Origin of the sequence: Anaplasma capra, assembly GCF_025628805.1 — a bacterium.
Classification (GTDB): domain Bacteria; phylum Pseudomonadota; class Alphaproteobacteria; order Rickettsiales; family Anaplasmataceae; genus Anaplasma; species Anaplasma capra.
Genome location: NZ_JAOTBG010000002.1, coordinates 53,465 through 65,642, shown reverse-complemented (window position 1 = coordinate 65,642; position 12,178 = coordinate 53,465). Strand labels below are relative to the sequence as shown.

Here is a 12,178-nt window from a genome sequence, read left to right as displayed (position 1 = left end):
CTTTAGTATCACTATTGAGAATGCATTAACCTCTTTTCACTCAATTGTCGCGCTTCTACCTGCTATTATCTCCAAAGCTCTGAGAATGGTGACATTTTCCTGGAGATGCATGGTGTGGGCCGTGCGAAATATCTCTTGAGCCTTATGGTATCTTTCCAGCATATCTATGATAGTTCCATCACAGCATGTGCGATTTTCTGGATTTCTATCTAAAATATCATAAATGATGTCTGATATAACCCGTAGCAAGATGTACTCCACCTTGTGCAACGGTAGATCTACCTCGAGGATGTCCTTGACTGGTGCGAGACTCTTTTGATGTACTATGGCCACAAAATTCTCATATAAGGATATTTCCTTATCTATATCTTCTGTTACCATACCGGGAGTACCGGGGTACAGGCTGGCTATTTTGTCACTCAGATGTTGTGTACCTGAAAAGTTGTGATCAATTACCAACTTTGTTTCTTCTGGGCTTAGCTCATGAAAGAGTAGTGTGGCGCACCTAGATCTCAGCACCATTGGAATACTGTGCAGATTGTGGCAAATGAGAAGTGTTAGTGAACCTTCTGGTGGCTCCTCCAAAGTCTTCAGCATGGCGTTGATGGAGTTTATATTTAGATCATCAATACTGTCCACTATTGCCACTTTTCGATCAGAGTTTATGGCGGTCATGTGGAGAAAATGCTTCATTTCTCGCACCTTATCTACGTTTATTGGTTCATGGGTGTTCTCTATAACCATGACATCTGGATTTGACTCCAGTTCCGTAGATTGCGTTACGTGTTTTGCATAGGCGCGTGCGAGCGTGCACTTGCCTATGCCTCGTTTTCCACACAACAGCCACACTGTAGTGTCACTATTTCTAAGCAAAGTGTCCTTTTGTGTGGTATGTCCTACAACTAATTCCATTATATCTTCCCACAGGATTCTACTACCCTGGTAATTCTGCGCTCTGAAAGCATGCCGGGCCTGAATACCTTACGTGACTGTAAATCGAAAACAGTGGAGCACGTTCCACTTACTTCCGAATCGTCTTCTATGAATGCTGACACGCGATCTAGTATTTCTTGGGGAATGTCCGATGCGCATCTTGCGTTTGGCATTCCAGATAAATTGGCGCTGGTTGCAGCCACTGGTGCACCGAATTCTTGTAATATGGCAAGGGCCTTCGCATGATTGGGCACTCTGACTCCCACGGTGCCATTGAAAAACCTGTGTGGCAACCTTCCGGTGTGGTGCAATGGAACCACGAATGTTACCGGCTTGGATGACAAGCGCTCAATTATCGCCCAGTCCTCATCTCTGAGTGAAGAAAATTCCCGGAGCATAGCCGAGCTGCTTAGCAGCAGGGGAATGGGTTTGTGGTGCTGCCGCCTTTTGATCTCATACAAACGCTGTACCGCATTTGTGCTAAAAGCGCTGCACGCCAGGGCGTAAAGCGTGTCTGTAGGGAAGCAGACCACTTGTTCTTTCTTCAGTGCTTCAACGACCTGCTGTATTGTAAACGTCACACCAAATCCCGTCTTCACCCAGGCAACATACCTCATTTGTGTATACGAGGCCGGTCTAGGGTACAGCACTTTGTCGGAAAATGGTACATTCTTTCTTAAGCCTTGCACTCCTTGCCATAGTTGTGCCGCATTTGCTGGCGCTTCCCGCGAGATTTCGCATGGGCAACAACGCGTCTCTTAGGTGGCATGCCGGTGCCCGGGGCCGAACCCGCTGATGTTCCGATGTGCGTACAGTAAGCCAACCAGGCTGTATTCGGTGTAAATTCGTCACATATTTGACCATGCGGGGAAGTATGGCAATTCTACCCCGTGTAGCTTTTGTGATATGATCGCTGTTGCTATGTGGAGTATGTATGGTAGTTCTAGGACTGAGTGGAGGTGTGGGTTCTGGGAAAAGCACTGTGGCTGCTATGTTTGCGCGATCCTGCAGAGCTGCGGTATTTGATGCAGACAAGGTCGTGCATGATATGTATTCTAACAGCGCTGCTATAGCGGGTTTGGTGGCAGAACATTTTCCTGACTGTGTGTGTGATGGTAATATTTCCCGGGAGAAGCTATCAAAACATTTTTTTTCTTATGGCCCACTGTGGCGGAAGTTTCAATCTGCGGTGCACTCAATTGTGCTGGAGAAGCAGCGTAGGTTTATCCTGGAGCGGGGTAGGGCAGGGTATGATTGCATCGTGTTGGATGTTCCTCTGCTACTAGAAGCGGGATTCTGGAGATGCTGCGACCTCATTTTGCACATTGATGTCAGTCAATCTTTGCAGTGGCACAGACTGAGCCAACGCGGCCTTTCCGAGCAAGAGATTAAGTTTCTACTTTCCCTGCAGTTACCCAGAGAGAGAAGGCGTAGCCTAGCTGACTTTCATATAAATTGCGGTGGTCGCAGAGGAGAAGTGCTAAAGCGTGTACTGCAAATTGTCAGGGGACTTGATACCAGTGGGCAGCGCGGCGAGACTGCGAAACGGAAACTTGCCTGCGTACGCGGCTTCAAGTAGGCGCTGCCATCGCTGTCAGGCTACGGCATGAGCTACGTATCCATGTTTGCAAGGTCTTTGCTCAGCTTCATAGAGCAAAATTTTGGGCCACACATAGAGCAAAAATTTGCTGTTTTACCCCCCTTACCAGGCAAAGATTCATCGTGCAACAACTTTGCGGTTGTTGGGTCAAGCGACAAGTTGAACTGGTCATACCATCTGAAGTCAAACCTTGCCCTACTCAGTGCGCGGTCCCTTGCATATGCAGACGGATTCCCTTTTGCAAGATCAGCTGCGTGCGCCGCAATTTTGTAGGATATCACGCCAGCCTTTACGTCATCAATGTTGGGCAACCCCAAGTGCTCTTTTGGAGTGACGTAGCATAACATAGCAGTGCCGTACCACCCTATCATGGCGGCGCCGATAGCACTTGTTATATGATCGTAGCCCGGTGCTATGTCGGTCGTTAGAGGGCCCAAAGTGTAAAATGGTGCTTCGCTGCAAAGGTTGAGCTGCTTTTCCATATTTTCCTTTATTAGATGCATGGGCACGTGCCCCGGGCCCTCAACCATTACCTGACAGTTGTGGTTCCAAGCGACCTTCACTAGCTCTCCCAGAGTTTTTAGTTCCAGAAACTGCGCTTCATCATTTGCATCATCTATGGAGCCAGGTCTCAGGCCGTCTCCTAGAGAAAACGCAACATCGTAGCCGTTCATAATTTCGCAGATTTCGTCAAAATGTGTGTAAAGGAAGTTTTCCTTATTGTGTGATAGGCACCACTGCGCCATTATAGCGCCGCCGCGAGACACTATTCCGGTAACCCGATTGCGAGTGTGTCTGATGTAATCCTTCAACACTCCAGCGTGAATTGTGAAATAGTCCACTCCCTGCTCAGCCTGCTCTATTATGGTCTCTTTAAAAACTGCAAAGCTTAGATCCTCCACCACCCCGTTAACTTTGTTTAGTGCCTGATATATAGGTACGGTCCCCACTGGTACGGGGCTGTTCCTTATTACCCATTCCCTTATGTTATGTATGTCTTTTCCAGTGGATAGATCCATGACTGTGTCCGCTCCGTACACGACAGCCAGCGCCATTTTTTTGACTTCTTCTTCGATGCCAGAAAGCACGGCAGAATTTCCAATGTTGGCATTTATTTTTACCAGGAAATTTCTGCCTATTATCATGGGCTCGGATTCTGGGTGATTGACGTTTGAAGGGATGATTGCTCTTCCTGCTGCAATCTCTTGCCTGACAAACTCCGGAGTGATCGCGCCGTGCACGGGCCCAGTTTGCAAAGAATCTGTCTGTGCGCGCAGAGCATTTTCTCTAATGGCTACATACTCCATTTCTGGTGTTACCATACCGTTCCTGGCATAAAAGAGCTGCGTTATGGGGCTGCCCCCCTCTATTTTTCGAAGAACCGTATCTTTTGTTACCTGATGCTTGGTGCACGAATCCTCAGCTGGGGCAACACTTCTGCGAAAAGGCGCGGTATCATTCCTGTCTGCAATCCACTTGTCTCTCACCTTGTGAATGCCGCACCTGATGTCTACTCCAATCGTGCGGTCAGTATAAGGCCCGCCAGTGTCGTACATAAGAAACTGAGAGGCTCCATCTTTTATATCGACCTTACGCATCCCAACATTGACGTCAGGATGCAAACTTCCGCGCACGTATACCTTCGAGGACGACGGGTATACCTCAGAATAATCCATAGAGACCCCAAAATTCGTGCGGAGTATATATCTTTTTTAATAAGTGTACAACACCCCTTTGGATCGGTATTTGATCCTTCTGCTTTAGTTTGTCAAGGAATGTGCACCTCTGGGTAGGTGCGGAATATTGCTTTTGGAGATAAGCGCTAGGCCTTGTTATTACTTCTGAGTAACACGTAAAACGCTCCCTTTCCCCCGTGTGCCGGAATTGCCTGCTTATAATAGAGCACCATATCCGCCACAGTGTCGGACTGGAGCCATCTATGTAAATTGCTTCTAATGCTGCTGCCCTTGCCGAGGTTTGTACTGCCCCATCCCGTGATAACGCGTATGCACCTTTTTCCGGACTGAAAGCTAGATACAACACAGTCTATAAGTTTCTCACATGCAGAAGCCTCGCTATACCCGTGCAGGTCAATGACCGCGTCTACTCGATATTTTCCCTTGTCTACTCTGGCTTTGGTTCTACTGTCTATGCTTGAAATCAGCCCTGATTCCTCAGTGCAGACCAAACTCTGCGATGAATGGCACCTCTCCCCCGTTACGGTTCTAGCCAAGACACCTGTGGTCACACTTTTAGCTGCTTTTTCACCTCCTCCATAATATGCCTTGCTTCTGCAGTTATTGGCATAATTTTCGGCTGCAGGTTTGCTACCCACCAATCCTCCATGGGCGACAACCTTTTTCCTGTTACCTGTCATGGGGCGAGTAAGCCGGGCAACGCTACTCCAGCAATGATCGTCACTCGGTTCAGAACCGCCTAACCTCAGCTTATCCATAGTAGACACCGAAATCTCTACAGCAACACAGTTGTTTGCGGGCAAGACAAAACGCAAAGACCAACTGTGGCGCACATAAACCCAATTTGCACCAGGGCGCTTCGCTAAAAGCCTTCCTCCCCGCCTCCAGACAGGAACTTCTCTTGGTCTAAGAACGCTGCAGACCCAGGGTCTTGTTCCCTGAAGTTCTTGCCTATTCCTTGGCTAGAATTCTTGGAAGCTGTCTGACTACTGCGTGCAGCAGCAATTTCCCGCGAATTGGTAAACTCTTCCAGGTATTTTTTGCATCTGTGTACTGCTAGCCCAAAGACGGCAGCAAGATCCAGTTGGCCAGCAACTATCTCGCGCAGGGCGACGACTGTATTCTTATCCCCCTTGCGTGCCACTGCAGTGCACGCGCCAGAGCTCAGCTCATGCGCCCTTTGGCTAGCCAAAATTACCAGCTTAAACCTATTGCTGTCATAACAAGAAAAATACTCGGAATCTCCCCCCTGCATCTTACACCGCAAAACTATCACAACATAATGCCCGGATTATACAGTCTCAAGTACCATAGGTGCAACACATACTTGCTTGGCGTAAATCGCTAATACAAATTTGCATACAAACGAGGTGAAGTTGTCTCCTGCGGCTTTCATGCCGCTACTGTATTGCGGTACGACGCGCTCTGCTGACTGTTTTATGTTGCTGCACAGGACTGCAGACGGGGCAGCTGCGCCTTTCCTAGCAGAAAGCCGGGGTCCATCTTTTGAATAAGCAGGGCAGCCTAAAGATAGCCGTGAACCTATACCGTAGCGGACAAGTTGTCCGGCGATTGAGTTGTATACTATGTGTACCTTGGCTTAGTAGTCGTCCTTAGACAACACTATGAGATTTATTGCGTCCAAATTGTCTGCAACCTGCTCATCCATGTTTGTGAGCCCAGTCTTGTTCATAGATACTGAAAGCTCTATCTTGCATTGCAGTCTTAGTAGAAACACCAACAACCTTTCCAGGGAGAAGCCGGCTGCCTTACCGTTGATTATTTGAGAAACTTTGGGTTGGTCAACGCCCAGCACCTTAGCCGCAGCTATCTGGTTCCACTGACTTTTATGTATGATCTCTTTTATAATACCTAAAATTTGAGGCTTTATCTTTTGCCCATTAGGCCCATGCTTTTCTATCATAGAACTCCCCACCCGGTATTTGGAATTTATATCTTTTTGCGACTATTTCTATACAACGAAAGGCATACTAACAGCCAACCCGATACTGAATGCGATAACACTGTGAGTATAGCTTACGTGGAATGGTATCATATTTATATACAATTGATTAATTTTCTAATAAAGCATAGGTCAAACTTCTTGTGCTAAGCAAATCAGCCTCTGCTTAGGATTGTGATCAATATGACAATTACACACTAATGGCTTTTATGTTTATATGTGTCTGATATTAATGCCAGTACTGGATTATATGCTATGACCGCATACTTTTTTATTGTTGAGGTTGTGGTGTACTTAATAGGCATAACGTTATAATCTGAACGGCATGTAATTTTGTCAATTGGTTGAGATTTACTTAGCATGAGTTACAACTTCAGGCTAGTTGAAAAAGAAATACAAAAACGGTGGAATTTTGAAATTGCCGGGGGTGAGGGGGCAAATTGTTATGTTTTGGGGATGTTTCCTTACCCGTCTGGTAGCATACATATGGGGCACATACGCAACTATGCGATAGGCGATGTAATTGCGCGGTACAAGCGTGCCTGCGGGTTCAAAGTGTTGCATCCTATAGGGTGGGACGCGTTTGGGCTTCCTGCAGAGAATGCTGCGCTTTCATATGGGGTCAATCCTGCTTCGTGGACTGCAAGCAATATAGAATCCATGCGTGAGCAGTTAAAATCTGTTGGCATTTCATATAACTGGGATAGGGAAATTACAACTTGTGAGGAAGATTACTACAAGCATGAGCAGAGTTTTTTTCTCGATTTTTTGCAGCACGGTCTAGCGTATCGAAAAGAGGCCTGGGTAAATTGGGATCCCGTGGACAATACAGTGCTGGCTAATGAGCAGGTAGTTGATGGTAGGGGATGGAGGTCGGGTGCCAAGGTTGAACGCCGTAAGCTGTTTCAGTGGTTCTTGAGAATTACCGATTTTGCTGACAGCTTGCTAGATGGATTGCAAACCCTTGCTGGTTGGCCTGAGAAGGTGAGGCTGATGCAGCAGAGATGGATAGGTAGGGTTGAGGGGGTTATTATTGAATTTGAGGCTAGCTGTGGGCAGAAGTTAGAGGTATTTTCTACGATGCCACAAATGCTGTTTGGTGCGTCATTCTGTGCTGTATCTGCTGATCATCCCATACTGCAGTACGTTGAGGATGAAGATTTTACCGCGCGCGTAAACGGTATGGTGCTCGAACTCTCGGGTGATGAGGACAAGAAAAAAACTGGCGTGGACACCGGGCTTTTCGCGACGCATCCGCTCTTGAATAGGAAACTGCCGATTTACGTCGCGAACTACGTACTATCAGAATACGGTACAGGTGCGGTTTTCGGGTGTCCAGCCCATGATCAGAGGGACTTTGAATTTGCAGTTGTCCACGGTCTTGATATACACCAAGTAGTGCGTCCTGATAGTGGAGTGCACCATGATTTGCAAAAGGAGGCTTATTCTGGGGACGGCACTTACATCAACTCTGAATTTTTAAATGGCCTCAGGGTTAATGAGGCGCGTGACACCATGATACAAAACCTGGAGTCCATAGATAATTGTAGGCGTGTTACGAACTATCGCCTGCATGATTGGGGAATATCCAGGCAGCGTTATTGGGGATGCCCCATTCCTGTTGTGCACTGTAAGCGATGCGGTGTCGTACCGGTGGACAGGCGTGACTTACCCGTGTCTTTGCCCAAGGATGTAGACTTCTCCAAGGGAGGGAATCCTCTGGACAATCATCCAACGTGGAAGTATGTACAGTGTCCAAAGTGTCGGTCAGACGCCCAACGCGAGACAGACACGTTTGACACTTTTTTTGAGTCATCTTGGTACTTTGCTGCATTTTGTAGCGAAAAGGGAGGAATCAACGCTGCTGACTGCAACAGGCTGTTGCCTGTTGACTATTACGTAGGGGGGGTGGAGCACGCCGTTCTTCACCTGTTATACGCGAGATTTTTCTGCAGAGCGCTGAAAAAGTGTGGTTATCTCGAGGTGGAAGAGCCGTTTCGTAACCTAATTACACAAGGTATGGTATGCCACTCGGTATATAGGGACACGGCTGGGAATTACTTGTTCCCGCAAGATGCGCAGAAAATGATCAAAGCAGGTGAGGCTGTGCAGCGCGGAAAAGTCGAAAAAATGAGTAAATCTAAAAAAAATGTTGTTGATCCTAGCGGTATAATAGAAAAGTACGGCGCAGACACAGTTAGATTGTTTATGCTGTCTGACACTCCTCCGGAGCGCGACATAGAATGGTCAGATGTTGGTGTAGAGGGTGCTTGGAGATATTTGGAGCGCTTGTGGAAATTGTTTGAGGGCAATAATTCGATCAGTGCGAACTTCGACAATTCTGATGTGAGTGGTGAGGATTGCGTATACCTGTCTAGTATACACAAGATTCTGCGGGGCCTGAGCGCTGATATGGAGCATAATAGGCTGAATTGTGCGGTAGCTAAATTTAGGGAGATGAGCAACATTGTTGTTGATATGATGAAATGTGGTGCTGGTAAGTCAGCGCTTAACGAGTCGGTGTGCATTTTACTCAGGGTCATGGAGCCCTTTGTTCCTCATATAGCAGAGAAGCTGTGGGAGCGCATAGGTGGTGAGGGCATGTTGTGTGATAGGGAGTGGCCTGCTATTCGGGAAGAATTGATAACAGAAGATCTTGTTACGATCGCGGTACAGGTTAATGGCAAACTTTGTGGCACCATGGAGGTGAGCCCACAGTGTGATGGTGAGGCGGTTAAGGCTGAAGCTATTAAAATTGCGCAGCGTAAGCTCAGTGGTAGCGAAATCCGTAACATTTACTTCGTGCCAGGTAGGGTCGTGAACATTGTAACGAAGTGACATTTCGTTCAGTAGCGCTGATTGCAATTCGGCCAGGTACCTTCGGATATCTGACTTTGGTGCGCGGCCATTACTGTTGTTGACCAATGCGAAGGTGAGAATGAGCCAGAGGGAGAGCGCTACATACGTGCTGGTGGCTGGATGTGCCAGACGTTGTGCTTCCACATAAATTTGCTAGAATGGGGGTTCTGAGTTAGGTTCCCAACATGATTGTGGATTCGCACTGCCACCTGAACCACTTTGATGACTCTGAAGTGTGTGGTATAGTGAGTCAGGCTGTAGATGCGGGTGTGACGCTGATGCAAACTGTGTGCACCACGCTCAAAGAATTTCCTGCGTTATTGAAGATTTCGAACGATCACAAGCAAGTGTACGCATCTGTTGGGGTACATCCATGTAATAGTACTGAGGGGGAGTCAGTTTCTGCTGAGGACTTAATTCAGTTGGCTCAGGGTGACAAAGTCATAGGTCTAGGAGAGACCGGGCTGGACTTTTACAGATGCGAAGATGGTATAGATCGCCAGGAAAAAAATTTTGTGGCCCACATCTCCGCGGCTAGAGAGCTAGGTTTACCGGTAATCATTCACTCCAGGAACGCTGATGCAAAAATGGCGGAAATTTGCGCTTCTGAGATGAAAGTTGGTGAGTTTAGGGGTGTAATGCACTGCTTTGCTTCATCCATGGAGCTGGCTAAGAACTCTTTAGATGTTGGATTGTATATTTCTTTCTCCGGGATACTGACCTTTAAAAATGCTGCATCCCTCAGGGAGATTGCCAAATTTGTGCCCAAGGACAGAGTTTTGGTTGAGACCGATTCCCCGTTTTTGTGTCCGGAGCCTTACAGGGGTAAGACCAACTTTCCTGCCATGACTAGATTAGTTGTGGAATGCCTTTCTCAGATTTGGGGGGAGAGCGTTGAAGCTGTAAGTGAGATTACCACCAGGAATTTTTTCACGCTTTTTGATAAATGTTCACGTCACTACAATGCCCAATAACCCGATAATTTGTGCGCTGGACATGATGGATATTGACCGTGCCGTTGCGCTAACTAAGGCGGTGCGCAGTAAAGTTGCCATGGTGAAGCTAGGGCTAGAATTTTTTTCGTTGTATGGTACTTCGGGCGTGCAGAGGATCATAGAGCTCGGTGTTCCAGTGTTTCTCGATCTTAAGCTTCATGACATCCCGAACACAGTAGCGAGGGCAATCAATGCGGTGAAGTGCCTAGATATTGCCATGCTCACAATTCATGTTAGTGGAGGTAAGAGCATGATCCGTTCATCGCTTGATGCCTTGTTAGATACAAACATATTGCTGGCTGGTGTTACGGTGCTTACGAGCCTCGATGAAGATGACCTTTCTGCCTTTTTGGGGGTAAGGAAGTCCTTGGAGTCCTATGTTATGCGACTGGTTGATCTGGCAGTGGATGCGGGGCTCCGTGCCGTGGTGTGCTCGGCTCATGAAGTTGGCCCAATACGTAAGCTGCACCCCGGGATAAAGCTTGTCACTCCTGGGATTCGTATCACCACTGGTACTGATGATCAGAAGCGAGTCAAAACGCCTATGGAAGCTCTTTCGGAAGGAGCAGATTATCTAGTTATTGGGCGCCCCATAACCCAGAGTCCTGACCCCTCGGTTAAGGTTGATGAGATCTTACGCTTAATAGGGATGCGTTAATTCCCGTCTTTTGTACATATTCTCCAGTGTGATGGTGCAGCGACTGGGGCCCACTGCGGTTAATGTGCGTCTTGCTGTAACTCCGCAAGATTTCTTGGAGTGTTATTTATACTTTTTAGGCATGTACTTCTCGTCATGCTTTGCCAGCACCTCGTCTGCCACGAACTTTCCGTCCAATAATCTCCCCTTTGCTACAGCACCCACTCCCTCCCCAAACAAAGGGGGGAGTACGCCGGAGTAGATCACTTTGAGCTCTGTATTAAGATCTGTTAAGTCAAAAGACACAACACCGCTGGCATCTCTTACTACACTGCCTTTGATCACCATGCCACCCACTCTTACCGGTGCATTGGGGTTTCTGTGTGGGCCCGACAACAGCTCGCTGGTGGTATAGAAAAAAGAAATGTTCCTCCGTAGTTCGGATAGTATGAATAGTAGCACTAATCCGACAGCGCAGAAGGACACAACAATAATGAGTAGCCTCTTATGCCTCCTCTTCATCTTCCATTGCCACGATTTCTTCTAGCGTTTTCTTAGCCTTGCGGTAGTCGTTCACCAAAAACGCCGCGAAGGAAAATAGAACGGCAAAGCTGAGCGAATATGCCAAATATACTGCACCCATCACTGTAGCTGAAACTTATTCAGGGTATCATAGCAGGTTATGTTGCACCCCAACGGGGTCACAACAATGTATCCCTGCGCGAGGAGCGAGGCGTCGTCACCTGCCTGGCTGCTGCCACTTGTGAGGCCGCGCATGAAATACTGTATTGTGAGGCCCTCTCTGTTTTCCACATCTGTTAATTCTTCGATGCAAAAAGATGATGCCGACACGGTACCACCACATGCGGAGAACGCGATGCCCTTCACATCCCGTTCCCGGTGTGGAATGTTGATGCTCATGATACACTTTCCTTGCCACGATTTTTCGGGGCTGTTCAAGAGCTGCCTTAGTGTGCCCCCCAAATACTTTCTGGAGTGTTTCCAGTCTTCACAGCGCACGCAGTTGCGCTCGCATCCATACTCTTGGCTCACTGCGATCGACGGAATACCCAAGGCAGAGGTTGCAAGAGCGGCACCAATGGTGCCAGAGCTTAGAACATGCCGGCCAACATTTGCTCCGCAGTTGATTCCCGATATTACGAGGTCGGGTTTTGCCCCCGTGCCCGCAATCATTCTGTGTACTCCCATCAAAACACTATCAACCGGAGTGCCTGCAACTCTGCATTCTTTCTTGTCCACCACATGAACTGCGACTTTCTTGCTGACGCTAACTGCACCGCCTGCTGAGCTACGGTCGCACGAAGGTGCTGAGACCCAAACTTCAGAGAAACACTCATAAGCAATCTCTCTCAATATCCGCATACCCCAGGCATCAAAGCCGTCATCGTTGGTTAGCAATACCCTCAATCTATCTCCACAGCAGAAGCTCCCCCCCCCCCCGCAGCCTAACACAAATCATCTCAAGGCACAACT

13 protein-coding genes are annotated in these 12,178 nt (G+C 47.8%); 4 read left to right on the top strand and 9 right to left on the bottom strand.

From position 1 onward, the window contains the following. Window positions 1–36: 36 nt before the first annotated feature. Together OC187_RS00870 and OC187_RS00865 are read right to left on the bottom strand one after the other, a co-directional pair. Window positions 37–912, bottom strand: coding sequence for an AAA family ATPase (locus OC187_RS00870; RefSeq protein WP_262997820.1), 876 nt, complete (start codon window positions 910–912; stop codon window positions 37–39). Further along, complete coding sequence (locus OC187_RS00865) at window positions 912–1,550, bottom strand: L-threonylcarbamoyladenylate synthase (protein ID WP_262997821.1); 639 nt, start codon at window positions 1,548–1,550, stop codon at window positions 912–914. The genes OC187_RS00870 and OC187_RS00865 overlap by 1 nt, the downstream gene beginning before the upstream one ends. A 317-nt stretch (window positions 1,551–1,867) precedes the next feature. Here OC187_RS00865 and coaE point away from each other — a divergent pair, with 317 nt between their 5' ends. Then, window positions 1,868–2,512, top strand: a complete 645-nt coding sequence (coaE, locus tag OC187_RS00860; protein ID WP_262997822.1) for a dephospho-CoA kinase — start codon at window positions 1,868–1,870, stop codon at window positions 2,510–2,512. A gap of 32 nt (window positions 2,513–2,544) precedes the next feature. Here coaE and thiC read toward each other — a convergent pair whose 3' ends face one another. The 4 genes from thiC to OC187_RS00840 form a co-directional block, all read right to left on the bottom strand. Beyond that, window positions 2,545–4,209: a phosphomethylpyrimidine synthase ThiC gene (thiC, locus tag OC187_RS00855; RefSeq protein ID WP_262997823.1), complete on the bottom strand. Its 1,665-nt coding sequence runs from the start codon at window positions 4,207–4,209 to the stop codon at window positions 2,545–2,547. A gap of 146 nt (window positions 4,210–4,355) precedes the next feature. Beyond that, complete coding sequence (locus tag OC187_RS00850) at window positions 4,356–4,988, bottom strand: Smr/MutS family protein (RefSeq protein ID WP_262997824.1); 633 nt, start codon at window positions 4,986–4,988, stop codon at window positions 4,356–4,358. Window positions 4,989–5,092: 104 nt separating this feature from the next. Further along, a complete protein-coding gene (rpoZ, locus tag OC187_RS00845) occupies window positions 5,093–5,485 on the bottom strand; it encodes a DNA-directed RNA polymerase subunit omega (protein WP_262997825.1) in 393 nt (130 codons plus the stop codon). Window positions 5,486–5,830: 345 nt separating this feature from the next. Next, window positions 5,831–6,154: a helix-turn-helix domain-containing protein gene (locus tag OC187_RS00840; RefSeq protein ID WP_262997826.1), complete on the bottom strand. Its 324-nt coding sequence runs from the start codon at window positions 6,152–6,154 to the stop codon at window positions 5,831–5,833. 399 nt (window positions 6,155–6,553) lie between these two features. Here OC187_RS00840 and leuS point away from each other — a divergent pair, with 399 nt between their 5' ends. The 3 genes from leuS to pyrF all read left to right on the top strand — a co-directional run bounded on the left by leuS (window position 6,554) and on the right by pyrF (window position 10,705). Continuing rightward, window positions 6,554–9,031 (top strand): leucine--tRNA ligase, encoded by a 2,478-nt coding sequence (gene leuS / locus OC187_RS00835; RefSeq protein WP_262997827.1) that lies wholly within the window; start codon window positions 6,554–6,556, stop codon window positions 9,029–9,031. 206 nt (window positions 9,032–9,237) lie between these two features. Next, on the top strand, window positions 9,238–10,026 hold the full coding sequence (locus tag OC187_RS00830) for a TatD family hydrolase (protein ID WP_262997828.1): 789 nt from the start codon (window positions 9,238–9,240) through the stop codon (window positions 10,024–10,026). Beyond that, complete coding sequence (gene pyrF, locus OC187_RS00825; protein ID WP_262997829.1) at window positions 10,016–10,705, top strand: orotidine-5'-phosphate decarboxylase; 690 nt, start codon at window positions 10,016–10,018, stop codon at window positions 10,703–10,705. Before OC187_RS00830 ends, pyrF begins: the two co-directional genes overlap by 11 nt. A gap of 102 nt (window positions 10,706–10,807) precedes the next feature. On the opposite strand, the gene ccmE is transcribed toward pyrF, so the two are convergent. Genes ccmE through surE form a run of 3 tightly spaced genes read right to left on the bottom strand, consistent with a single transcriptional unit; the run spans window position 10,808 to window position 12,157 of the window. After that, entirely contained in the window at window positions 10,808–11,206 is a 399-nt protein-coding gene (gene ccmE / locus OC187_RS00820) for a cytochrome c maturation protein CcmE (RefSeq protein ID WP_262997830.1), read from the bottom strand. Next, entirely contained in the window at window positions 11,190–11,327 is a 138-nt protein-coding gene (locus tag OC187_RS00815; RefSeq protein WP_263008494.1) for a hypothetical protein, read from the bottom strand. The genes ccmE and OC187_RS00815 overlap by 17 nt, the downstream gene beginning before the upstream one ends. Beyond that, the gene (gene surE, locus OC187_RS00810) at window positions 11,327–12,157 is read right to left on the bottom strand and encodes a 5'/3'-nucleotidase SurE (RefSeq protein ID WP_263008493.1); all 831 of its coding nucleotides are present in this window, start codon (window positions 12,155–12,157) and stop codon (window positions 11,327–11,329) included. The genes OC187_RS00815 and surE overlap by 1 nt, the downstream gene beginning before the upstream one ends. Window positions 12,158–12,178: the final 21 nt, after the last annotated feature.

Coding starts and splice junctions, on each gene's coding strand:
- OC187_RS00870 (WP_262997820.1), bottom strand. CDS start 912: ATGGAATTAGTTGTAGGACATACCACACAAAAGGACACTTTGCTTAGA.
- OC187_RS00865 (WP_262997821.1), bottom strand. CDS start 1,550: ATGAGGTATGTTGCCTGGGTGAAGACGGGATTTGGTGTGACGTTTACA.
- coaE (WP_262997822.1), top strand. CDS start 1,868: ATGGTAGTTCTAGGACTGAGTGGAGGTGTGGGTTCTGGGAAAAGCACT.
- thiC (WP_262997823.1), bottom strand. CDS start 4,209: ATGGATTATTCTGAGGTATACCCGTCGTCCTCGAAGGTATACGTGCGC.
- OC187_RS00850 (WP_262997824.1), bottom strand. CDS start 4,988: ATGGATAAGCTGAGGTTAGGCGGTTCTGAACCGAGTGACGATCATTGC.
- rpoZ (WP_262997825.1), bottom strand. CDS start 5,485: ATGCAGGGGGGAGATTCCGAGTATTTTTCTTGTTATGACAGCAATAGG.
- OC187_RS00840 (WP_262997826.1), bottom strand. CDS start 6,154: ATGATAGAAAAGCATGGGCCTAATGGGCAAAAGATAAAGCCTCAAATT.
- leuS (WP_262997827.1), top strand. CDS start 6,554: ATGAGTTACAACTTCAGGCTAGTTGAAAAAGAAATACAAAAACGGTGG.
- OC187_RS00830 (WP_262997828.1), top strand. CDS start 9,238: ATGATTGTGGATTCGCACTGCCACCTGAACCACTTTGATGACTCTGAA.
- pyrF (WP_262997829.1), top strand. CDS start 10,016: ATGCCCAATAACCCGATAATTTGTGCGCTGGACATGATGGATATTGAC.
- ccmE (WP_262997830.1), bottom strand. CDS start 11,206: ATGAAGAGGAGGCATAAGAGGCTACTCATTATTGTTGTGTCCTTCTGC.
- OC187_RS00815 (WP_263008494.1), bottom strand. CDS start 11,327: ATGGGTGCAGTATATTTGGCATATTCGCTCAGCTTTGCCGTTCTATTT.